Raw genomic sequence first — 23,909 nt, forward strand, 5'->3', positions numbered from 1 at the left:
TGATTAATTTGAATACACCAGAGTTTTTTCAGCTAAATTTATTTCTTTATAAAGTTCTTCTATTGTTTCAAATTTTTTAAATACCGATAAATATCTTAGATAAGCTATTTCGTTGACAGGTTTAAGATATTCCAGAATTTTTTCTCCGATATAAGCGCCGGTTATTTCTTTTTTTCCAAGAATTGAAATTCCAAATTCTATCCGTGCTGCTATTTCTTGAATGATTTCCTGTTCTATTTCATATTTTACACAGGCATTAGAGATACTTTTAATAATTTTTTCTCTCGAATATTCTTCTTTTGATTTATTTTTTTTGATAACCATTATCGGAGAGATTTCAACTCTTTCATAAGTGGTAAATCTTTGCTGACAGTTTTCGCATTCTCTGCGTCGTCTTATGCAGGCTTTTTCTGATGACATGCGTGATTCAAGAACTTTGGTGTCTTCGTGATTACAAAAAGGACAAATCATACTCAATCCCCTAATCGTGTTAATAAATCTTTTTTATACCTTTACTAACTCTTGGTCAGCATTCCTGTTTTTGGAAAAAGTTAAGTATATCAGTCCTTTCACGTTTTAATAAATCCAAAAACAAATTTAAATTTCACAAGTTTACTATAAAAGCTTTTAAAACATTATATAGTATAATGTTTTGCCCTTTAACAGGTTAAAATAATAATATTATTAAATAATAGCATAATTTATTCCTCTATCGACTAATTATTAAAAGTTTTTACGATTAATTTATTTCTGTTTCAGTACTTTATAAAACCCTGCAACACCTGCTGCAAGCATAACAATACTGATAAATTGAGCTATATGCATGCCAAAAACAGAATAGATATTGTCTATTCTCAATCCTTCAATTACAAATCTTCCCAAGGAATATAAAATAAGATAAGAGAAGGTTATTGAACCTGTTTTTTCTTTAAAAAATTTTCTGACAACAGTTATTAATATTATGAAAACAACTATGTTCCAGAGCGATTCGTATAAAAAAGTCGGATGAAAATATTCAAAATTCATATATTCCTGCGGTCTGTTTGCAAGCGGAATATATAATTTCCATGGCAAATCAGTAGGACTTCCAAATGCCTCCGAGTTAAAAAAGTTTCCCCACCTCCCAATAGCCTGGGCAAATATCATTCCATAAGCAAAAAGATCTGTATATTTAAGCAAAAACAGCTTATGGCGTTTTGTGTAAAAATAAATTATAAGTATGCCTCCAACAATTACGCCATGTATTGAAAGACCGCCTCTCCATGTCATAAAACTTTCCGGAAGATGATGAGAGTAATAATTCCAGTCAAAAATCACATAATACAGCCTCGCAAAGACAATTCCGCCTATAAGCAACAGGGTCGACAGATCAATTATATGTTCCTGCGTTTTATCTTCGGGATAATCTTTTTTGGCTATTCTTAATGTTATAAAAAGCCCGACAAGAAATGCAACGGCAATTATTATGCCATACCAGTAAATTGTCAGCGAACCCATATGAAATGCAACTGCTCCGGGTGATTTTAGCATTTTAATTAACCTTTTAATGATTATCGCAAAATTAACAGAAGAGTAATATTTTAACGAAAAAACAAAAATTAAAAAATAACCACTTTGTCGTTTTGTTTTATCGTTTTGTAAATGAATGTTAAGCGTTTTGTAAAGATTTTTCTGACTGTTAATATTTAATTATTAATTATTTTTTATATATTAACAGCTTATTAAATATTTTAAATATATATGGATTTATTTTATCACAAAAAGCAAAAATGCTTACACAGAGTGCATTTAACGGCAAAATTCATTGTTTTCAAGCTTACCATGAGCTATAGAGCAATTCTATAAATTTAATTGTTTTTATTATAATAACGAAACAAATAAATATTATATTTTCAAGGAAGGCTAATCAATACGCATTTTGGGAAGGAGCAAGGATTATGTCACTTGTATCATCTGTTATGGCTGACATGCAGTACAGCATGATGGCCAGCGATTGCGAAGACAAGGCGGCAAATATAGCTGCTAAGTTAAAAAGTGTAACAGAACAGGGATCTGAACTAGGCAAGATGCTTAGTAATATTGAAAATCAAATAGATATGGCAAAGTATTCTTTTAGAGAACTCGAGTCCTACGCATGGACAGCCTCTAATTCTCAAAACCCACAAGCACAACAGGTTATGGGAATGGTTAACCAAAGAAAATCTTATTGCCAACAAGTATTTAGCAGTTTACAACAAAGAAAAGTCCAGTTAGAAGCAGAAAAGAAAAGATTTGCAGCACAAGAAAAAGAACTTACGGCACAACAAACTCAAAATGATGTAATGAAAAAGTTTGCAGATGCAGCAAGTCAAAAGTTCAAAGGATTTATCGATGGCGCTATCAAGAGATTCTTCGGCGGCGGCGGCGGTCAATAATAACCGAATTGAACAACTTGCTCCTAATGAGAAAAGCCTTCATACAGAAGAAGGGCGGTGGCGACCGCCCTTCTTTTTTGTTGAACAAATCCTATAATTATTCACACCAATCCAACATTTATTTTTCAAAAATATTTGCTGTCAGCAATTTAAGTCTTTGGGCGGCAAAGCTTTTCTCATTGCATATATAAAGAAAAGTCCCGAGAAAATTATGCCTATTGTGGATATAATAAACAGTATTTGCATTATTAATCTCCTGTCTTTTTAATAAGTCTGTAAATTTGTTTATTTAAATCATTGATAATCATTATTGCATTTATCAAAAAAATTAAACCAAATATTAAGAGTATATATTTATTAATGTTATTTAGATTAGTAAATAACGTAGCAACCCCTCCTGATAAACCTATAGAAACTGCCCAAAACATCTTAACAGTTTCAGTTAAAAATTTGATTTCTTCCTTTATTGATTCATTATTCATAGCTTAAATTATACCTGATTTATTTAAAATTATAAAAAAATTATTAAAATAAACTCATTTAAAAATTATATAGATTAAAGTAAAGTTATAATTATATTAAAATAGAGAAAAAAGTTGTAAGGAGGATTGTAAAGGTGATTGATTTTAATAAATTAACTCAGCAAACTCAAAATCTTGTAATGGCAGCACAAAACATAATGGCACGCTTTAATAACGGACAGCTTCTTCCTGAGCATTTGCTTCTTGCGATGCTTGAAGACGAAAAAGGTTTCTCTGTAACTATTTTTAATAAATTAAAAGCTAATATCCCTTTAATTAAAGAACAAACAGAAAAAGTTCTTGCCCTTAAACCAAAGCTGGCTTACCCCCCATCACCGGGGCAAATATATATAAGTATGGAACTTAAAAGTCTTTTTGATATGGCAGAAGAAGAAGCAGCCAGACTAAAAGACAGTTATATAGACATCGGGCATGTTTTACTGTCAATGAGCAGCAACAGGTCTGCCGATTGCGGAAAGATTTTAAATGATAACGGCATTACCAAAGAAGCCTTGTACAAGGTGCTTAAGGAAATACGAGGAACAGCGTCTGTTAACAGCCCTGATGCGGAAAATAAATATCAGGCTCTTGAGAAGTACAGCATTGATTTGACGGAACTTGCCAGAAAAGGTAAGCTTGACCCTGTTATAGGCAGAGATGAAGAAATAAGAAGAACCATACAGGTTTTAAACAGAAGAACAAAAAACAATCCTGTGTTAATAGGCGAACCTGGTGTCGGTAAAACTGCTATTGCCGAGGGATTAGCTCTCAGAATCATAAAAGAAGACGTGCCTGAAGGTTTAAAAGGAACAAAGTTGATTTCTCTGGATATGGGTTCACTTGTTGCAGGTGCAAAATTTCGCGGAGAATTTGAGGAAAGGCTTAAAGCTGTCTTAAAAGAAGTTCAAAGCAGCGAAGGCGAAATCATTATGTTTATTGATGAGCTTCATACTGTCATTGGTGCAGGTGCAAGCGAAGGGTCAATGGATGCAGGCAACATATTAAAACCGCTTCTGGCAAGAGGTCAGTTGAGATGCATAGGCGCAACCACAATAAATGAATACAGAAAATATATCGAAAAAGATGCCGCCTTTGAAAGAAGATTTCAGCCGGTGTTGATTGATGAGCCGTCTATCGAAGATACTATAAGTATTCTTAGAGGTTTAAAAGAACGCTATGAGGTTCATCATGGAGTCAGAATAAAAGATTCCGCACTTATTGCTGCGGCAAAACTTTCCGACAGGTACATAACCGACAGATTTTTGCCTGATAAAGCTATTGATCTTATAGATGAAGCAGCTTCAAAGCTCAGAATTGAAATTGACAGTATGCCGGCAGAAATTGACACGCTTGAAAGACAAAAAACCCAGCTTGAAATTGAAAGAGAAGCGATCAAGAAAGAAACTGACCAAATTTCAAAAGAAAAAATTGCCCAGCTTAATGTCCAGATTGAAGTTTTTCAAAAAGAGATTAATTCTTTAAGAAAGCAATGGGAAGCTGAAAAAAATTCTATTTCTTCCTTCAGCAAAATAAAAGAAGAGATAGAAACAACAAAACAGCAAATAGAAAACGCTGAAAGAGAAGCAGATCTGGCAAAAGCAGCGGAATTAAAATACGGAAAGCTTATTGAACTTGAAAAACAATTGAAGACAGAGGATGACATCCTTACAAAACGTGAATCTAAAAATGTGATGCTTAAAGAAGAAATTGATGAGGAAGATATAGCTGAAGTTGTTGCAAAATGGACGGGAATTCCCGTTCAAAAGCTGCTGGAAAGCGAACTTAGAAAACTTCTTCAGATGGAAGCCGAACTTCATAAAAAAGTTATCGGACAGGATGAAGCAATTATTGCAGTCTCCGAAGCAGTACGAAGGGCAAGAGCCGGACTTAAAGACCCTAACAGACCAATCGGTTCGTTTATTTTTCTCGGGCCGACAGGTGTCGGTAAAACAGAACTCGGCAAAGCGCTCGCAGGCTTTTTATTTAATGATGAAAATGCTCTTGTCAGGATTGATATGACCGAATATATGGAAAAACACTCTGTTGCAAGACTTATCGGAGCGCCTCCGGGATATGTCGGTTACGAAGAAGGCGGTCAACTCACAGAGCAGGTTCGCAGAAAGCCTTACAGCGTTGTGCTTTTTGACGAAATAGAAAAAGCTCATGGAGATATATTCAATATAATGCTCCAAATTCTTGATGATGGTCGGCTTACTGACTCAAAAGGCAGGACTGTAGACTTTAAAAATACGGTTATAATTATGACAAGCAATATTGGAAGCAACATTATTCTTGAAGGAACTTTAAGTCAGATAGTTTCTCACGGAAACGGATTCGGTTCTGTAAAAGAGCGGGTCATGGAGATAATGAAACAGCAATTTAAACCCGAATTTCTTAACAGAATTGATGAAATAGTTTTCTTTAGCGGTTTATCCCTTCAACAGCTTGGAGAAATAGTTGATATTCAGGCTGATAATCTCAAAAAACTTCTTAAAGAAAGGGATATTACTATTGAACTTACAGAAGATGCCAAAGAAATTCTTGCAACAAGAGGTTATAATCCTGCATACGGAGCAAGACCACTTAAACGTGTTATTCGTCAGGATATAGAAAATCCTCTTTCCAAAAAAATACTCGGAGGCGAGATTATTGAAGGCGATAATATACTTGTGGACGTAAAAAATGACGATATTACTTTTATAAAAAAATAAATTTAAAGTTCTTTTTTGTTTTTAGCAGATTTCTTATCTGCGGTCACAGCGGCTTTTTCTAGATTTTTAATGTATTTATAAAGATTATCAACTTCTTTATTATTCATAAACCTGAATTTGCCTTTTTTCAAAGCCCCCAGATTTATGCAGGCGTGCTGAATTCGCTTAAGCATAACAACGGGATGCCCGACAATTTCCAGCATTCTCCTGATTTGTCTGTTGTATCCCTGATACAAAACCAGATCCATTGTTGTTTGAGCATTTTCGTATTCCAAAATAATTCCTTCAGCGTAAGCTATTTTGCCTTTTTCAATTTCAATCCCTTTTTCGAATTCCTGCAAATCATTTATGGTAACTTTGCCTTCAGCCACGACTCTGTAAATCTTAGGCACTTTTGCTTTGGGATGAGTTAGCTTTTGGATTAATTCCCCGTCATTTGTAAGTATCAAAAGACCTGTAGAATCTTTATCAAGCCTGCCTGCCGTTCGCAAAGTCCTCAAATTTTCAGGTAAATTCTCATAAATTGTTTTTCTTCCTTTTTCGTCTTCTCTTGTCGTTATATAACCGGGAGGCTTATTGAAGACTACATATATCTTTCTTTCTTCCACCACAGGCTTTTTATCGACTTCCACCTTGTCTTTTTTAGTCACAGAAACACCCGGCTCAATTACAACTTTGCCATTGACCTTAACACGACCTTTTTTTATAAGTTCATCTGCTGCTCTTCTTGAGGCTATACCGCAAGAAGCCAAAAATTTATTAAGCCTGACTTGTTCCAACATTTTTCATTAATTCCAAATTCAACTGTTTGCTACCATCTTCCATAATAATTTCGCACTTAAACTCTCTAGCCATTCTTTCAGCTTCTTTAATATCATCAATGCTCCATATTGACCAGCCGCCTCTAACTTGCTCGCCTACTCTAATTTCCACTCTGTCTGTAAAAACGTGCATAGTTCTGACAGGAAGACCTGTCATTCTTGCGATTTGACGATTAACCGCCTCATCCGGACTAATATTTAGAACTTTAAAGGCGATCAGCAAGCACGAAAGAGCGTCTTCAAGTTCATTTTGTGCTTTTTCCCTGTTGCCTTTCAGCAAAGCTTTAAGACTTTCCGCAACTTCTTCATTCAAATGACTCACAGCCTCCGTTTCAGAAGTTGTTTTATATTTTCTGTTTTGCCAGATTAATTCTGTCGCTTCTTTTAATTCCATAATTTTACCGATTTATATTTGTTATAAATATTATACTTTGCTTACGTTTGCAATATCAATTTTTTTATTCAACACCATTCATCCATTTTTTTATGGGTTTTGCTATAAATAAAAGGACTATTGCGGAGATTCCCGTTATTATTGCAGGAATTATAAAGAATTCAGTACTTTTTAAAGAATCATAAATACCTGCGAAACATCCTGCTGTAAGATTAGCAAAAAAACTTGACAAAAACCAAGTCCCCATAAGCAATGAAGCAAATTTAAGCGGAGCAAGCTTTGTAACCATTGATAATCCTACAGGAGAAATACATAATTCCCCTAATGTATGGAAAAAATAGACCCCAATCAGCCAGAGGAAGGATACTTTTCCTGTTCCTGCAAACGCAGCCGCAATGACCATAAGCACAAATCCGACTGAAACAAGCAAAAGTCCAAGCGAAAACTTGACGGGAAGAGAAGGGTTTTTGTTTATATCTGCTAACTCAATCCAGAGTTTTGAAAATAATGGAGCAAGAAGGATTATTATAAGCGGATTTATGGATTGAAAATAGCTTACAGGAAATTCCCAATTCAAAAAAGGAATTAGCCTATCTGCAGATCGGTCTGCAAAAAGAGTCATTGAACTTCCAGCCTGCTCAAAAGATGCCCAGAAAAAGATAGTAAAAAACATCATTATAAAAATTACAGCTATTCTTTGTTTTTCTTCTCCGGTTAGCGGAGCTTCGCAATAAATTTGGGCATCAAATTCAGTTTTTTGTTTTGTTGCACAAATGGGAGGATTTCCGACATGTTTTATGAATTTATTTTGCCCCCACATAAAAAGAAGCAGTCCGATAAGCATTCCCACGCCTGCCGAGGCAAAACCATAATGAAAACCGACTTTTTCGCCAAGAGTTCCGCATATTAAAGGCGACAAAAATGCCCCCAGATTAATCCCCATATAAAATATCGTAAATCCGCCATCACGGCGCGGATCATTTTTTTCGTACAGTTGCCCGACAATCGTAGAGATATTTGGCTTAAAAAAACCGTTACCTATTATTAATAAGCCCAATGCCGAATAAAAAAAGGGTAATTCCTTTACTGCCATTGCAAAATGACCAAGCATCATTAAAATTGAGCCTATAATTATGCAATTTTTTTGCCCCAGATACTTGTCAGAAACATATCCGCCTATTAAAGGGGTCAAATAAACTAGCCCTGTATAAATTCCATAGATATTTCCCGCTTTTTCAGTACTAAAAAGCAGATATTTTACCATATAAAGAACTAACAACGCGCGCATCCCGTAATAACTGAACCTTTCCCACATTTCTATGGTGAAAAGAAAGTATAAACCTTTAGGATGTGCATGTTTTATCATTTATTGCCCATAAATCAAATTCAGCCCGTTGAATATGGCTTTTACGTTGGCTTTTGCGGTACTCGGATCTTTTCCCCTGCAAATAATTGTTTTTCCTTCAGGGGACTCTAAATGAATAGTCGTCATTGCATCAGCCTGAACGCCTTTTATTTCTTCACCGAAAGCCGACTGCTCATAATGTTTGAGTTTAAGAGGAAATCCGATATCCTCAAGCGCTTTTAAGCAGCATTCAAGAGGTCCGTCTCCATGTTCTGTGACATCATGTTCTTTGCCATTGTGCGAAAATTTAAGATTAAATTTCTCTTTATCAGCATCATCAACTTTTTTGAAGCCAATAAGTTTAAATAATCCGTCAAACTCGAATATTTCTTTAAGATAAATATTAATAATTGCGTCAACAGGAAGTTCTCCGATTTTTTCCGATTCTTTTTTTGCAATATCAACGAGCCTGATAGCTTCATCTATTGTAATCGGATAACCTTCGCGTTTTATAATTTCATAAAGTGCTGTTTTGCCTGATTGACTGGTAAATCCGAATTTTTCATCGTCATCACGTCCGATAAGCGATGGATGAATCGGTCGATAAGCTCCTTTTTTCATTCCCTGTGTTTTTGATGCACCATCCTGATGAATACCGCTTCTGTGTGCCAATGCATCTTCACCGATTAAAGGCATTTTTTCATGTATTGGAATTCCTGACATTTCAGAAACAGTAAGAGCTGTTTCATAAATTTCAGAAAGGTTTAGAGGAACTTCTACACCGCAATTATGCAAACAGATAGCAACTTCATAGATATTAGTATTTCCCGCTCTTTCGCCAAGCCCGTTTAAGCAACATTCAAGTTGTGTAGCTCCTGCAAAGTAACTTTCTACAGTCGCAGCAGTAGCCATTCCAAGGTCATTATGATTGTGTACTGAGATTATAGCTTTATCCGAAAGTGCTTTTCCAACTTCTGAAACCATATTCACAAATTCCATAGGTCGAATTCTTTCAACTGTGTTTGGGAGATTAAGAACATTTGCTCCTGCTTCAACTATTTCGTGCAATGAGTCTATTACAAAACCCAAATTTTCCTTGCAATCACCAAAATGCTCGACAGAAAACTGGATATCGCCTTTTTCGCCTATTAATGACTTGGCATATTTAACGGCTTCTATTCCTATTTGTCTAACAGCCTGCGGTTCTTTTCTGAGGACATATTTCATATTGAAAGGACTCATTGCAAGAACTATATGGATTCTAGGCTTGTTCGCAAATTTTATGGCCTCATAAACTTTTATAATATCTTTTTCTACAGCTCTTGCAAGCCCAACTATAACCATATTATCAGGAGCTATAGATGCTAAATGCCGGCAAGCTTCAAAGTCCATGTCATTTGAGCCGGAAAATCCAACTTCTACTGCCTGAACTCCAAGTTTTATAAGTTCTTTAAAGATTATTTCTTTTTGTTTTGTGTTCCATGGTTTTTTTAAAGCCTGATTGCCGTCTCTAAGCGTTGTGTCGAAGAAGAAAGGCTTACGTGCATCTGTCATATTATTCATCTCTCCAAAATACTTTTTTCATTTAGTTTGCAATAATAATTATCCTTTAAAACTTAACTTAGAGTAAAGTCTTTTAAGCAATTAATTTACACTCGATTAAAAAATATTTCAGAACAGCCTGAGTAACTGTAAAATTATTTATTTTTATTTATCCGCAACTGCAACCCGAACAGGAAGATTTTGAACATGAAGACCCGCATCCGGAAGAGCTTCCTTTGCTGCCGCAGCCTTTTAGCTGAATATTTCCCCATATTCTTGCAACATTAGAAGACTTACAATAGACACATAGAGTCTCCGACACTTCAGTCATTGATTTTTCTACAGTAAAGTTTTTATTGCAGTCTTTGCAGGTATAATCATAACTTGCCATTTTTTTAATTTATCCTCACAACTTATCTGTCACGAGTGCAAATATATCATTGAAAATTATTATCACCATAAGTCCTATTAAAAACACAAAACCGTATTTTGCAAAAGTTTCCTGTGTTTTTTCTTCGACAGGTTTGCCTCTTAACTTTTCAATAAGCAAGAAGAACAAATGCCCGCCGTCAAGTGCAGGTATCGGGAGCAGGTTTACTATTGCCAAATCTATGCTTATCAGGGCAGTAAGCAATAAACCATCCCATATTCCTCTCTTTTCAATGATGTCGCTACCAACTTTGGTTATGGCTACAATGCCATGAATCTGGCTAAGCGGAATTTGTCCCGTGATTATAAGCCCTAAACCTTTAACCATATAAATAGAATTTTGTGATAAATAATCCCATGATTTAGTAACAGCACTTACAGGTCCTTTTACGGGGATGGTAATTTCCTGAACTCGCAGTTTAATTCCTATCATACCGTCTTTATTAGGATAAGCAGGCTTAAGTTCCAAATTTTTGCCGTTTCTGTCAACAACAATTTTAACAGGATGTGCTGTATCAGCAGTAGCTAAAGCAATCTGGTCAAGTGTATATTTTCCGTTTGAAATAAAAATATTTTTTCCATCAAGTTCGTTTCTCAATTTTTTTTCTGAAGCAGTTAAAAGTTTTCCTTCAGGATTGTATTTTGACACACCTGCCATACTATCATTTGGCATAGTAATAGGCTCTTCAGGATTTGCTTTCGTCAAAACAACTTCTGTTCCGGTCTTAATAACTGCATTGTTGTTTGCCAGTTGGGGATTCAGTTTTTTAATTTTGTTTAACTGGCTTTCAGCATTGCTATCTGAAACATAATTATCGAATTTTTTACTTCGCTGAGCAATTTGAATAAATTTATTAAGCGAATCAATTTTTACTCCGTTAGCTGAAATTATTTTATCTTTTGCCTTTATATCTATCTGATGAGATGCTAAAGTCTTGTCAGGCTGCAATCCATCGACAAAAACGTCATATTTGCCAGAAGGAAGTGTACCGGAAAATCCTGCTACAAATAAAACTATTAAATATGCCATTATTGCATTTGCAGTGACACCTGCGGAAATAACAAGAAATCTTTCCCATACTTTGCGGTTTGCGATTCTTTCGAGACTATCTTTCGGAATTTCGCTGTCCGGCTCGTCATCAGGAAAAGAAACATACCCGCCGAGCAAAAATGAGTGTACACAAATTTTTGTATCTCCCCATTTGGTTTCATAAAGAGTTGGTCCAAAAGGCAATCCAAATCCGAATTTTTCAACTTTTATACCCAATTTTCTTGCCACAAGAAAGTGTCCTAACTCGTGAACAAGTATCAAAACACTCAACAGCGCCAACATAGTAATTATATGCATAAAATTTATAAACTCCGCAGTCTGGTTAAATTCACAATTTATTTTACCATATTTAAATAATAAGTTTATATAAAATCCCAAAAAGCCATTGTACAAAGACAAATCCCGCGATTATCTGAACTATTGACATACACCAAACTTTTCTTAAAAATGATGCGGGTTTCGCCTCTAAATCCTGTTTATGCTTATGTAAAACTTCTTCTCCTACTTTAATTCCGTTCAATATATATGAATCCGGAGCTTTTACAGTAGTAAAATACTTTTGTATCCACATTCCCCATCTTCTCCAGTTGGAAAAAACGAATATAAAACCACTAAACAGGAAAAAAAACTGCAACATAGGCTCAATTTTATTTAAGTATCCGACGAATACCAAAATTATTAATTGAAGCCCTATAAATAATGCCATAAGATTTGTTCCGCAGCGAACATGCTCTCTTGGCTGCAGCTTTACAGTTTCTAAAGTTAAAGGCAGACCTTTTTCAATAGCATTGATTGTTTGATGCTCGGCAGCATGAATCTTTGCAAGAGGTGTAATTCTCAAAAACAAGATAAATATTACTATTTGCATCAGAAAAACCACAGGAAAAACGGCAGAATTTGTAGCATCAATGTCAAAATACTTATAAGCAAAGCCGAAAACATGTTCAATAATTATAAGAATAACTCCCATAGAAACTCCCGTAAGAAAAAGCCCGAAATTTCCTGCTCCTGCTTGATGTTTACCGTCAGTAATGTAAACACCGAGAGGTGTAGCAAGACCACCAAGAGAAGTTGGTTTTATAAGCCTTGTAAGATAACTGATAACAGCAGTTCTTGTTATTGAACTCCCCGTATAATAGTTGTCTTTATCTACAATAGGAATTACTCTTGTATGCATATCTTTTATTTTATTGAGCAATTCCTTGATATTTGTATCTTTTTGCTCTGTCCAAACTTGTTCTGTCATAATATCAAGCACTTTTACTTTGCATTGATAGCTATATTCATTTACGCTTAATTCAGGGACTATACGCGCAAGATCATACTCGGAAACAATACCAATAATCTTTCCCTGCAAATCAATAACCGGTAAAGTATCGGTGCCTGACAGTTTGAACAAATCAGGCAACCTCGTTACAGAACAGAATTCAGAAATAGCAGGCATTTCTACAGAAATAGTCTTTATGCTTGGATAACTACTCTGAGGTTTGTTTTCATTATTATTAAAAAACTTCATACTCTCCCTCAAAATGATTGACATCAATATTAAATTTGCTTTATGAATTAAATATTACAGGATTAATTTATGCACTTAATCCCTCTCAGGTGGAATAATGTTTGATTTGCTAATAAAACTTAAATCCTTGCTGGACTGGATTTATTATAAAAGATGCTATTTTTGCGGAAAATTATCGTATTCAGAGGTAATGTGCGAAGAATGCTATAAAAAAATTAAAATTAATCCGCCAAGACAATATAAATCATTTAATAATATCGAAATATTTTCTGTATCACCATACAAAAACGAAATGCAAAAGCTGATTAGAGGCATAAAATACCATAATAAGAAAGACTTTGCTCCTTATGCCGCACAAATTCTTTTTGATTTCTGGCAAAATACAACTTATGCGCAAACAAGTTTCGAGATAATTCCGATGCCTTCGCACATAAAAAGGTTAAAACAAAGAAAATACAACCATATCGAGATAATTGCCGCTGAGTTTTCAAAATTAACAGGCTATTCTGTAAACACAGAGCTTATTTCTCGTGTAAAGGATACAGTTCCTCAATACAAATTAAACAGAACTCAAAGATTAGAGAATTTAAAAGACGCTTTTTGCGTTAATAAAGAAAAATACACAGGCGCAAATCTGCTTTTGCTCGATGATATTTGCACAACAGGTGTAACTTTGCAGGAAATGATAAAGGTTTTGAACAAAGCAGGTGTAAACAAAATTTGCGCTCTGGTGCTTTCAAATCCCGAGTAAATTAACTGTCAATGCTCGTAGCAAAACGATGTAAAATTCTACCATCGAAGTTTTTTTATACTAAAATATTCTTATGTCATTCTGAGTCTATGCCTCAGAATGACATAAGAATATAAATTCAAGAAAGCTATTCATGAAATACCAAACCCCTCTAACAAACCAAATTATAGAAATAGGCAATGCTTCGCAGGCAGATCAGATAATTTTAGCCGTGGAATCAAGCTGTGACGAAACAGCCGCTGCGGTAATCCGCAACGGCAGGGAAATACTCTCTAATGTCGTAGCTTCACAGATCGATACACATAAAAAATACGGTGGAGTTGTGCCGGAAGTCGCCGCAAGGATGCACCTTGAAAGCATAGTTCCCGTAATCGAAGAAGCAACAGAAAAAGCTGGAATTGATATAAAAAAAGACATAACAGCTTTTGCGGCAACAGTGGGACCAGGGCTTGTCGGCGCTTTACTGGTGGGGTTGAACGCGGCAAAAACCATGAGTGTGGTTCATGATAAACCTTTTATAGGAGTTAATCATCTTAATGGACACGTCTGTGCAAATTATCTGGAAAGCGAATTTTCTCCTCCTTTTATTTGCCTTCTTGTTAGCGGAGGACACACACAATTAATAAAAGTATCATCATACGAAGAGCAGGAACTTCTCGGAGAAACCCTTGATGATGCGGTGGGAGAAGCTTATGATAAAGTTGCAAGACTTTTGGGGCTGCCTTATCCGGGTGGACCTTATCTGGACAAACTTGCACATGAGGGCGATAAAAAAAGATTTAAATTCACCGAAGCAAAAGTTTCTGAATATGATTTCAGTTTTAGCGGCTTAAAATCAGCTGTTTTAAGAGTTTGCAATCAATTTTCTCCGAAAGATTTGCCTAAAGCAGATGTTGCGGCAAGTTTTCAAGAAACTGTTTCGGAAATTTTACTAAAAAAGACTCTCAAAGCCGCTAATAATAACGGAATTAAAAAAATTGCGCTTGCAGGCGGAGTTGCGGCAAATTCTGAAATCAGACGAAAATTCTTTGACCTGCAAAACTACCAATCAAGCCAAAAATTAGAAGTTCATGCACCTGAATTTAAATACTGCACAGACAATGCAGCTATGGTAGCAAGCGCGGCTTATTTTCAATCAAATACAATGCAAAACCTTGATGTTGAAGTATTTTCAAGAGTTAAATAATAATCAAAATAATTTTGAAAAATTATTTTGCATTTGAGTATAACTTGATTTTGTTAAATTTAACGAAAGGCTTATCAAATATAGTATAAGGGGAATTCCTATAATCACTGCAAAAAAAATAATAACTGATTTTTTTATATTACTTGCCTTTTTAACAAGTTTTTTGCCATAAATATTTGATAACCTGTAATCATTAAGCAATTGATTCAGGATGTCATTTTTTTCCTGATATGACAAGCTTTCAACAAAATCAATGTTTTCATCATATAATTGAAAGACAAACTTTTTTGACTTTTCTGTTTCGTTATTAATACTGTCAGAATTTTTCAACACGCTTGCTCACCAATAAATTTGATATAATTTTATTCTAAATTAAACATATTTGTAATAATATACTTACGGTTATAAAATTTAAATTTCTAAAAAGGCGAGATTATGTCTGTAGTAAATAAAGAAAAGCTTAAAAACATTATACAAAATTTAAGTAAAGTAAGCGTACTCGTAATAGGGGATTTTGCTCTTGATGAAATGATTTATGGCAACAGCCACAGAATTTCAAGAGAAGCACCTGTTTTGATTTTAAAACACAGCCACACAAAAACATTGCTTGGTGCTGCTTCCAACGCAGCTCACAATATTTCAACATTAAATTCGGGAAAAGTCTCTGCACTCGGCGTAAAAGGAAACGATTATTACGGGTCAATTCTTGATCAAACACTTCAAGAGGCTAATATTGATATATCACCGATTATTGTTGATGAATCAAGAGTAACAACAACAAAAACAAGGATTTCAGGATCATCTGCCCAGTCTGTAACACAGCAAATAATAAGAATAGACCGAGAATCCTGTGAACCGCTAAGCAAAGAAATTGAAGACAAAGTCATCGAAAAAATTCGTCAACTTACACCGCATTTTGACGGAATACTGCTTTCTGACTATGGAATTGGAATGATAACTCGAAAAATAATTGATACAGCAATAGAAACAGCAAAAAAATATAACAAATTTATAGCAGTAGACGCGCAGGAAGATCTCAGCCGATTCAAAAACGCGACAATAATTACCCCAAACCAGCCTGACGCTGAAAAAACAATAGGCTACAAAATAACAAATCAGGAAACTCTTTTAAGAGCAGGGTCTGACCTTCTTGAAAAAACTTCTTCGGATATGGTTCTTTTAACCAGAGGCGGAGAAGGCATGGTTCTTTTTGAGTCAAACGGAAACATAACAGGCATTCCTGCCTTCAACAAGACAGAAGTTTTTGACGTTACAGGCGCAGGTGATACTGTTGTAGCAAGCGTAATACTTGCTCTTTGTGCAGGGGCAAAAGGAGCCGAAGCATCTGTAATAGGAAATCTTGCGGCAAGCATTGTAGTAAGGCATTTTGGTGCTGCTACAACAACCATAAAAGAACTTACTGAAACGATAGAAAACATTAATCTGGAGCATATTCAGGAATTACATTCAAAAGTTTAATTTATAAAGGGGGTAAGGTATTGATAACTAAAAAAACAGATTTATTAAATAAAATAATTTGTGGCGATTGCTTAGAAATAATGAAAACAATACCTGATGGCAGTATTGATTTGGTTATTACTAGTCCCCCATACAATTTAAAAAACTCTACAGGCAATGGAATGAAATGTGGAAATGGTGGTAAATGGGCAAATGCGGCTCTTATAAACGGTTATAGCGAACATGGCGACTGCATGCCTCATGAAGAATATGTTGAATGGCAAAGAGCTTGTTTAGCAGAAATGTATAGAATAATTCCTGACAATGGAGCTATTTTTTACAATCATAAATGGCGGGTACAGGCAGGTTTATTGCAAGATAGACAGGACATAGTTTCGGGTTTTCCAGTTCGTCAAATAATAATCTGGAGAAGAAAAGGCGGAATTAATTTTAATCCCGGCTATTTTTTACCCACTTATGAAGTTATCTATATGATTGCAAAACCTGATTTTAGGCTTTCTTCAAAAGCAAATGCTTATGGAGATGTTTGGGAATTTAATCAGGAACTTAAAAATCCTCATCCGGCACCATTCCCTGTACAATTAATAGATAGGATAATATCATCCACTAACGTAAAAACAATTTTAGACCCGTTTATGGGTTCTGGCACAACGGCAATAGCCGCTTTAAATTTAAACAGGCAATATGTAGGCATAGAAATCAGCAAAGATTATATAGAACTGGCAAATCAACGGATAAAAGATAATACTATTCAATTGAAAATTTTATAGAAAGACTAGTTTAATGTGCAAAGAAATATTCACAAAAGAAATATTAATAGAAAAATTAAAAGCAATTAGAAATATGGGTTGGATTGAATGTGGCAGACATGGAAATTGTGGTGGAGTTGGAAATACACTTGAAGATTTATTAGGCATAGAAGAAAATAATTTGCCTATACCCAACGCAGCAGAATGGGAATTAAAATGTCAAAGAAGTAATACAAACTCACTTGTTACACTCTTTCACACAGAGCCTTCGCCTATGGCACTAAAATTTGTTCCTTGTATTTTATTGCCAAAATATGGATGGGAACACAAAGAAGCAGGGAAAAAATACCCAAAAGAAGAAATGAGTTTCAGACAAACAATCTCTTGTAATGCGAGAAGTGATAGAGGATTTAAAGTCGTTGTTGATAGAGTAGACCAAAAGATTTTAATATCATTTGATGCAAATGCGATTACAGAAAAACATACTGAATGGCTTAAGTCCGTAAAGAAAAGGGTAGGATTAAAAGAATTATCACCTCAACCTTATTGGGGCTTTCAGGACTTATATCACAAAGCAGGAACAAAGTTACATAATTGCTTTTTCGTGGGAGCTAATGTAAAAAAAATAGAAGGCAAAGAGTTTTTTAAATATGAAAAAATTATGAAACTTTCTGGTTTTTCATTAGAAGGTTTTATTAATTCAATAGAAAAAGGTGACATTTTAGTGGATTTTGACGCAAGAACAGGACACAATCATGGTACTAAATTCAGATTTAGAAATAATAAATTAGCTGATTTATATGAATATGTTGAAGAAATATAAAAAATAATTAGCGTGTAGAGGAGAATAAATAAATGCTAAAAGACGGAAAACTTTTTGGAAAAATAAACATCATAGACTTGCTTGTAATAGTATTTGTAGTTTTGGGATTACTGGGGATTTATCTGGTAAAATCAGGCAAATTCCTGACATCTTCAAAAGTAAATTTGGGAACTAAAGATGTTCAGTTTGATGTAATGATGCGAGGAATAAAACTTTCAAAAGACAGCAATATCTTAAAAGAAGGCGAACAAAGTTTTATCACGATCAGGAACGTTCCTTATACAAAGCTGACCATCCTGAAAGTAATAAAAACAAACTGGCAAACTCCGATGCCAAACCCTAAAGATCTTTCTCAATCTATTGCGGCAACTGATCCTACAACCCCTTATACGTTTAATTTCCTTGTAACACTGAGAGATAGTTCTATAATTACTCCGGACGGCCCTGTTATAGGAGGAAACAAAATAAAAATCGGACTTCCTATTGAGCTTGAAGGCTACAATTATAAATTCGGCGGAATCGTTTCAGACGTAAAAGTAATAGATTAATTATTATGTGTAAGACAGAAAACTTTTCAAAATATTACAAAACTTCTTTTGTCGGGAAATTACTGAAAGGACTTGATATCACAGATGAATCAACGCTCTTCAAATCAGCAAAAGAAAGTTTTATCCAGCAAAAATTAAATCAATTTTTTGGCTTTAGTCAGAATGTTTTTTCAAATTTGTCAGAAAACAGCTTATTTGTTAAAAATCTGGACACAATAATATTCTTTTTTATAACACTCTTAATGTTTTCAATAATTGTCGCCCCAACAGGAATAATCGGACTGCTTGCCTTGTTATGCTTTGCTTTCTCCTTTCTTAAATTATGCCTGGGCAAAGGAGAAAGTTTTTCCATAAACAACCTTGATACAGCGATATTTTTATTTCTTGCTATAGCCGGACTAAGCGTCGCTTTTTCTTACATGCCTATAGCGGCTGCAAAAGGCTACATCAAAATGCTTGTTTACTTTGGAGCATACCTGACTTTTTACAATTTTATTAAAAACCACCCGAAAAGAACGGTTTATCTGTTGGGGATTCTTGCTGCCATTGCTTCTTTAGAAGCTTTTTACTGCATTTATCAGCAAATTCATGGAGTAAATGCGCTTGCAGGATGGCAGGATGTAAGCAAAGCTAATCCTGAACAATTAATGAACAGGGTTTATGGGACTTTAAAACCATATAACCCAAATTTACTTGCAGGATACCTTATTGCTTCATTTTCTTCAGCAGCAGGCATGTTTTTCTACTTTTTAAATAAACGTACAATAAAATTAGCAGTTTTATCGGGAATTGGAACTTTTGCTATAATGCTTGCAATAGTTTTTACAGGTTCAAGAGGTGCTTATATATCTATAACAGGCATGTTAGCACTAATTATCGCAATTTCAGGGCATATTATATGGCATGACTACAGTGATAATAAATGGCTGAAAAACTTATGGCTGGGAATAATAACAGCGGGAGTTGCATTAGTAGTCCTCGCAATAGTTGCCTCTCCTTCATTACAACACAGAATAGCTTCAATTTTCGCAGCTCGAGCTGATTCCAGCAATTCCTTCAGAATGAATGTATGGATTGCAACATTTAAAATGTTTCTTGATAATTGGTTTATCGGCATCGGTTCAGGAAATACCGTTTTCAGATTAACTTATGGTTTTTATATGGTAACAGGATTTGATGCGCTTGGAGCTTATTGTGTTCCTCTTGAAATAGCGGCAGAAAGCGGAATTTTTGCACTACTGGCATTTATGTGGCTGATATTTATGATTGTCGCAAAAGGAATTAAAATAATTATTTCTAATACAACTGTTGAACAAAAAATAATTATTTCCTCCTGCCTGATTGGGATTATCGGAATAATGCTGCATGGACTGGTTGACACAATCTTTTTCAGACCGCAGGTTAATATAATTTTCTGGATGATTATAGCCGTTTTTGCAGCAAATATAAACTTGAATAAAATTGCGAAATAACTTGAAGTTTGAATATAAATTTTAAAGACAATTTTAAAAACATGTTATAATTTATGTAAAGAATTTTTGATTTGTTTATCAATTTATTTTATTTAGCTGTTTTAAATAATTAGTCAGATTATAAGAAGGTGCCAAAAATATGACAACAACCATTCTTGAAAAACCCGAAGCAGTTTTAACAGAAGTAAACAAAGAAGAATTATGTAAGAAACTTTGCTTAAATATTTTTGAAGGGCTTTTGGAAGGATACGAAGATTTAAAACAAAAAAATCCGGAACAGGCAATGCAGTTCGAATCAAAGATAAACGAATTAAAAAACGAGATGGGTCGACAAACAATTAATACATAAATATTTAAAATGAAATCAAAAAAAACAAAAATTATTTTAATAAATTTTGGCGGATTGGGAGATCAAATATTATTTTTCCCCACCATTAAAACAATAAAACTTGCTTATCCTGATTCGCATATAACTTTTGTTACGGAACCCAGAAGTGCTGCGGCTGAAAAGCTTACTGATTTAATTGATGAAACAATAATTTGCGATATCAAAGGTAAAAATACCTACAAAAATATCCTTGAATTTTTGCTGAAAGTTTGGGTAAGAAAGTTTGATATAGTTGTTTCTTCCGGCAGTTCTCAGCAGGTTGCTTTATTATTGTTTTTAACAGGAATTAAAAAGAAAATTGGCTATGATAGCGGGGCTTTGAGCAAAGTTTTATTAACAAAAACAGTTCCTTTAAATCAAAAACAATATGCAGGCGGAATGTATCATGATCTTGCAAAATCTCTTAATCCCAAAGCCATAGCCGAATTTCCCGAAATAAATGTTCCCGAAAAAATCATTAATGAAAAAAGAGATTTTATAAAAAATACTGACGCAAAAGTTATAATAATTCATCCGGGTGTGAGTAAATTAAGTATTCAAAAAAATATTTTAAAATTCTGGGATGTAAAAAACTGGACTGAATTAATAAAAAGATTACTCGATACAGGAAAATACAGGGTAATTCTTACGGGCGGGAAAGATGACGAAGAAGTTTCCATTGCGCTAAAAAAAGAACTCGGCGAAATTTTATCAGAAAACTTTTTGGATTTAACCAATAAAACAGCGAATATAATTGAACTGGCGGCAATAATTAAACTTGCTGATGCACTTGTGTGTGTTGATTCTGCCCCTATGCATATAGGAGTAGGGGTAAAAACCCCGACTGTTGCACTATTTGGTCCGACTGATGAATACAAGTTATTCCCTATGAACGACCCTAAATATATTGCAATAACTGCGGAAAATAATGAATGCAGACCATGCCTGTGGGACAAAAGAAAAGTTTCCTGCAAAAACACAATATGTCTTGATATTTCCGTAGAAAAAGTTTTTCAAGCTGTTGAAAAAACTTTATAAAATAAAGAATTAGCGTTTTCATAAGACAAATTGATTAAATTGATTGTTACAAATTACTAAGAAATTAAAAATTTTTAGCATTTTTATTTATTCACCTGATTTTTAAATGAATAAAGGAATAAATAATGGTGAACATGCAAGTTTTAAATAAATTAAATATAAATACTGTCAATAATAAACAAATTCCTGCTACTAAAAACTTGAGAATGATATCTTTTGCAGGAAAACCTGATTTTTTTGAAAAAGGCAACTCTCTTAAAGACCCTGATATTAATAAATTAAATCAATTATCAAAACAATATAAACAAAGTGGCGATATTAAAGATAAGCATAAATTATTTGAACAGGAAGAAAAAATTTTATGGCAGGAAGTAGAAGAACCAGCTAAATATCTGAATCGAGCTTTAAGTATTGGGGCTATAGATTCGGATCTTTTGCCTAAAGATCCTCAAGAACGTATAGCAAAACTTCGCGAATGCTCTTTAGGAGGACTTTATTCCCACTACAAAGCGTTAAAAATATTGAATATTCCGATGGGAGACTTGTCTTCTCACTTTTCATTAATTGAAAAAATGATTAAAGAGACACCTGATACTTCTCCTTCTGCTAATGGAATAAAACTGAATTCTATTGAATTATTTAGCTATATTTATAAGAATTTGGACATTTGTACCCAAAAAAGAATGAAGACCTTATTAGTTGATTTAATTAAAAAAGACAACAATAGTACCTGCAAGACTTATGCTTTAGACACACTGGTAAAACTTCTTCCACCTAATGATTATGCCTTTCATGAAATTCAAAGCATAATTGAAAACCCCAATACGGAGACTGCTAAAAAAACTATTCTGATAAATATGGGAAAAATTCGCTCTCCCAAATTAGAAATAATAATCCCGCAACTTTTAAAAGATGAAAAGGCAGATCATTCTCTAAAAGTAGCAGCAACATGGTGTGCCGGACGTGTAAAAACAGAAGAAAATTTTGGACTTTTATCAAACATAATTAATTCCACATCAATTACGGATAAAGATATTGAATTAAAGGAAATGGCTCTTCATTCTTTTGCACTTTACTTAAAAAAACACCCTGTTCCGGTAAAAATTACACTTGAGAAAATCAGTAAATCTGATTCTTCGCTTAATGACTTGGCTCACATAATGCTGCTAAAAACGCAGGGTAAATTTAATTTAGAAGATCGATTTTTGAATGAAAATATTTCTGATTTATCAGAACGCAAAGAATATAAAATATTAAGGTCTAAATATATTGAAGAACTTAAAAACTTAAATACGAAGCAAAAAAATTGCATTGACAAAGATTTGGTTCCATATTTTAAAGCTCTTAAAAAATTAACCGAAATGGGAGCCAAATGTTTTATTCTAAACGACACTATAACGACCATGAAAAAAGATTTAGTTGGGCAAAGAATAGGAGATGGTCGTTTTGAGGATTCTTGTACAGCTTTAAGCGGAACCGACAAAAAAATAATAATAACCAATGCTCGACTTGATGAACCCTATGATATGTTTGCACATGAATTAAAACATAGCATCCATGATTTTATAATAGATAAAACGGATTATGACCATTTAGAAAAGCTATACAAAAAGGCTAAAAAAGAAGATAAATGCTTAGACAGTTACGGTGCCTGGAATAGCCACGAATACTTTGCTCAGGGATATGAAGCTTATACTTCAATTTACAAACCGCATATTAACTTGATGGATAGCGATAATTTTGATTCTTGTTATTTCCATACAAAATCAGTTTTAAAAAGAAAAGATCCTGAACTTTTTAAATTTATAGAACATTGCATAAAAAAATACGGTGAAGTCAACAAAAATTAATTTGTCAAGACTGGAAAAAGAATTAAAAATATGAAAGAATAAAATTATGAAAATCCCTGAGTAGCCGATTAGTTTTGATCCTACATTTATTATAAATAGGGAGCCTTTCTCCGTTTTTTATAGTGACGTATACCTAATTTACTTTAGGAAACGAATAATCTATAAGGGTGGGCACCCATCCTGGCTGATCACCGGGAATCAAAACAGCGGTTGTTCAGGGCATTTTTATGCCTTTTTATGTTAGTATTTAACCTATGAATAATACATTTACTCTACAAATTAAAAACATTGACGATACAGATAAATTCGCACAAAATATGGCTGAAATCATTTCAGAAGCGGGCGGATTAATTTGTTTATATGGCGATATCGGCGCAGGAAAAACAACTTTTGTAAAACATCTTGCAAAATACCTTGGTATAAAAGAAAAAGTCACCAGCCCGAGCTTTGTTATACTTAACGAATATCATTCAGGGAAAATAAGCCTTTATCACTTTGACCTGTACCGATTGGAAAGAGAAGGGCTAGAATCTATACTGGAGGAGCTTCATGAGTACACAGAAAACGATAAAGCACTTGCAATAATTGAATGGGCAGAATTTTCATCAGGAGATCTGCCTGAAAAACGCATAGAAATAGAAATAAAGTATATTGATGAAGAGAAAAGAGCCTTTCTAATTAAAGCTTTCGGAGATATGAATATAAAAATACTTGAACAAATAAAAGAATTTTACAAACAAAAGACAGTGTAAAACCATACACTGTCTTTATATATAACTAAAAGATTTTAATCTTTGTTATTATTGCACTTTTTCTTCAAGGACGCGTACTTTTTCTGATAATAATTGGGACCTTAAGAAATTTTATTGATTCTCCGATAAAAAAAGAAGAGAAAAATTAAT

General features: G+C 34.1%; 24 protein-coding genes and 1 other RNA gene. 14 read left to right on the top strand and 11 right to left on the bottom strand.

What is annotated here, in order from left to right; all coding sequences use genetic code 11:
• Positions 1–3: 3 nt before the first annotated feature.
• Entirely contained in the window at positions 4–471 is a 468-nt protein-coding gene (gene nrdR / locus WCG23_06975) for a transcriptional regulator NrdR (protein ID MEI8389614.1), read from the bottom strand.
• Between the two features lie 273 nt (positions 472–744).
• Positions 745–1,530, bottom strand: coding sequence for a prolipoprotein diacylglyceryl transferase (gene lgt, locus WCG23_06980; GenBank protein ID MEI8389615.1), 786 nt, complete (start codon positions 1,528–1,530; stop codon positions 745–747).
• A 407-nt stretch (positions 1,531–1,937) separates the two neighbouring features.
• Between lgt and WCG23_06985 the strand changes: the two genes are divergently transcribed.
• Entirely contained in the window at positions 1,938–2,414 is a 477-nt protein-coding gene (locus WCG23_06985) for a hypothetical protein (protein MEI8389616.1), read from the top strand.
• Between the two features lie 248 nt (positions 2,415–2,662).
• Here the strand turns inward: WCG23_06985 and WCG23_06990 are convergent, their stop codons facing one another.
• On the bottom strand, positions 2,663–2,896 hold the full coding sequence (locus WCG23_06990; protein MEI8389617.1) for a hypothetical protein: 234 nt from the start codon (positions 2,894–2,896) through the stop codon (positions 2,663–2,665).
• Positions 2,897–3,030: 134 nt separating this feature from the next.
• On the opposite strand from WCG23_06990, the gene clpB reads away from it, so the two are divergent.
• Positions 3,031–5,646 (top strand): ATP-dependent chaperone ClpB, encoded by a 2,616-nt coding sequence (clpB, locus tag WCG23_06995; GenBank protein MEI8389618.1) that lies wholly within the window; start codon positions 3,031–3,033, stop codon positions 5,644–5,646.
• 2 nt (positions 5,647–5,648) lie between these two features.
• Here clpB and WCG23_07000 read toward each other — a convergent pair whose 3' ends face one another.
• The 7 genes from WCG23_07000 to WCG23_07030 all read right to left on the bottom strand — a co-directional run bounded on the left by WCG23_07000 (position 5,649) and on the right by WCG23_07030 (position 12,744).
• Complete coding sequence (locus WCG23_07000) at positions 5,649–6,428, bottom strand: pseudouridine synthase (GenBank protein MEI8389619.1); 780 nt, start codon at positions 6,426–6,428, stop codon at positions 5,649–5,651.
• Positions 6,406–6,861, bottom strand: a complete 456-nt coding sequence (locus tag WCG23_07005; GenBank protein MEI8389620.1) for a hypothetical protein — start codon at positions 6,859–6,861, stop codon at positions 6,406–6,408. The genes WCG23_07000 and WCG23_07005 overlap by 23 nt, the downstream gene beginning before the upstream one ends.
• Positions 6,862–6,925: 64 nt before the next feature.
• Positions 6,926–8,227: a peptide MFS transporter gene (locus WCG23_07010; protein MEI8389621.1), complete on the bottom strand. Its 1,302-nt coding sequence runs from the start codon at positions 8,225–8,227 to the stop codon at positions 6,926–6,928.
• Positions 8,228–9,760: a 2-isopropylmalate synthase LeuA2 gene (gene leuA2, locus WCG23_07015; GenBank protein MEI8389622.1), complete on the bottom strand. Its 1,533-nt coding sequence runs from the start codon at positions 9,758–9,760 to the stop codon at positions 8,228–8,230. It abuts the gene before it with no gap.
• Positions 9,761–9,917: 157 nt separating this feature from the next.
• The gene (locus tag WCG23_07020) at positions 9,918–10,139 is read right to left on the bottom strand and encodes an FmdB family zinc ribbon protein (protein MEI8389623.1); all 222 of its coding nucleotides are present in this window, start codon (positions 10,137–10,139) and stop codon (positions 9,918–9,920) included.
• Between the two features lie 15 nt (positions 10,140–10,154).
• Positions 10,155–11,525, bottom strand: a complete 1,371-nt coding sequence (gene rseP / locus WCG23_07025; GenBank protein MEI8389624.1) for an RIP metalloprotease RseP — start codon at positions 11,523–11,525, stop codon at positions 10,155–10,157.
• 52 nt (positions 11,526–11,577) lie between these two features.
• On the bottom strand, positions 11,578–12,744 hold the full coding sequence (locus tag WCG23_07030) for a DUF1385 domain-containing protein (protein ID MEI8389625.1): 1,167 nt from the start codon (positions 12,742–12,744) through the stop codon (positions 11,578–11,580).
• 97 nt (positions 12,745–12,841) lie between these two features.
• On the opposite strand from WCG23_07030, the gene WCG23_07035 reads away from it, so the two are divergent.
• Both WCG23_07035 and tsaD read left to right on the top strand, forming a co-directional pair.
• A complete protein-coding gene (locus WCG23_07035; protein MEI8389626.1) occupies positions 12,842–13,495 on the top strand; it encodes a phosphoribosyltransferase family protein in 654 nt (217 codons plus the stop codon).
• Between the two features lie 133 nt (positions 13,496–13,628).
• The gene (gene tsaD / locus WCG23_07040) at positions 13,629–14,681 is read left to right on the top strand and encodes a tRNA (adenosine(37)-N6)-threonylcarbamoyltransferase complex transferase subunit TsaD (protein MEI8389627.1); all 1,053 of its coding nucleotides are present in this window, start codon (positions 13,629–13,631) and stop codon (positions 14,679–14,681) included.
• A 3-nt stretch (positions 14,682–14,684) separates the two neighbouring features.
• Here the strand turns inward: tsaD and WCG23_07045 are convergent, their stop codons facing one another.
• Positions 14,685–15,014, bottom strand: a complete 330-nt coding sequence (locus tag WCG23_07045) for a hypothetical protein (protein ID MEI8389628.1) — start codon at positions 15,012–15,014, stop codon at positions 14,685–14,687.
• Positions 15,015–15,116: 102 nt separating this feature from the next.
• On the opposite strand from WCG23_07045, the gene WCG23_07050 reads away from it, so the two are divergent.
• From WCG23_07050 to tsaE, 10 genes are all read left to right on the top strand, one after another.
• On the top strand, positions 15,117–16,160 hold the full coding sequence (locus WCG23_07050; GenBank protein MEI8389629.1) for a PfkB family carbohydrate kinase: 1,044 nt from the start codon (positions 15,117–15,119) through the stop codon (positions 16,158–16,160).
• Positions 16,161–16,240: 80 nt separating this feature from the next.
• The gene (locus WCG23_07055; GenBank protein MEI8389630.1) at positions 16,241–16,930 is read left to right on the top strand and encodes a site-specific DNA-methyltransferase; all 690 of its coding nucleotides are present in this window, start codon (positions 16,241–16,243) and stop codon (positions 16,928–16,930) included.
• Positions 16,931–16,943: 13 nt separating this feature from the next.
• Positions 16,944–17,732, top strand: a complete 789-nt coding sequence (locus WCG23_07060; protein MEI8389631.1) for an MvaI/BcnI family restriction endonuclease — start codon at positions 16,944–16,946, stop codon at positions 17,730–17,732.
• Positions 17,733–17,764: 32 nt separating this feature from the next.
• Positions 17,765–18,280, top strand: a complete 516-nt coding sequence (locus WCG23_07065; protein MEI8389632.1) for a DUF4330 domain-containing protein — start codon at positions 17,765–17,767, stop codon at positions 18,278–18,280.
• 5 nt (positions 18,281–18,285) lie between these two features.
• The gene (locus WCG23_07070) at positions 18,286–19,752 is read left to right on the top strand and encodes an O-antigen ligase family protein (GenBank protein MEI8389633.1); all 1,467 of its coding nucleotides are present in this window, start codon (positions 18,286–18,288) and stop codon (positions 19,750–19,752) included.
• 139 nt (positions 19,753–19,891) lie between these two features.
• Positions 19,892–20,101 carry a hypothetical protein gene (locus tag WCG23_07075; protein MEI8389634.1) on the top strand — a complete coding sequence of 70 codons (210 nt, stop codon included), beginning with the start codon at positions 19,892–19,894 and terminating at the stop codon, positions 20,099–20,101.
• Between the two features lie 9 nt (positions 20,102–20,110).
• A complete protein-coding gene (locus WCG23_07080; GenBank protein ID MEI8389635.1) occupies positions 20,111–21,157 on the top strand; it encodes a glycosyltransferase family 9 protein in 1,047 nt (348 codons plus the stop codon).
• A gap of 125 nt (positions 21,158–21,282) precedes the next feature.
• A complete protein-coding gene (locus WCG23_07085) occupies positions 21,283–23,007 on the top strand; it encodes a hypothetical protein (protein MEI8389636.1) in 1,725 nt (574 codons plus the stop codon).
• A 50-nt stretch (positions 23,008–23,057) separates the two neighbouring features.
• Positions 23,058–23,232, top strand: a non-coding RNA gene (gene ssrS / locus WCG23_07090) — 6S RNA.
• 29 nt (positions 23,233–23,261) lie between these two features.
• Positions 23,262–23,759, top strand: coding sequence for a tRNA (adenosine(37)-N6)-threonylcarbamoyltransferase complex ATPase subunit type 1 TsaE (tsaE, locus tag WCG23_07095; protein ID MEI8389637.1), 498 nt, complete (start codon positions 23,262–23,264; stop codon positions 23,757–23,759).
• Positions 23,760–23,909 lie beyond the last annotated feature (150 nt).

The organism is bacterium (assembly GCA_037147175.1).
GTDB lineage: Bacteria > Cyanobacteriota > Vampirovibrionia > Gastranaerophilales > UBA9971 > UBA9971.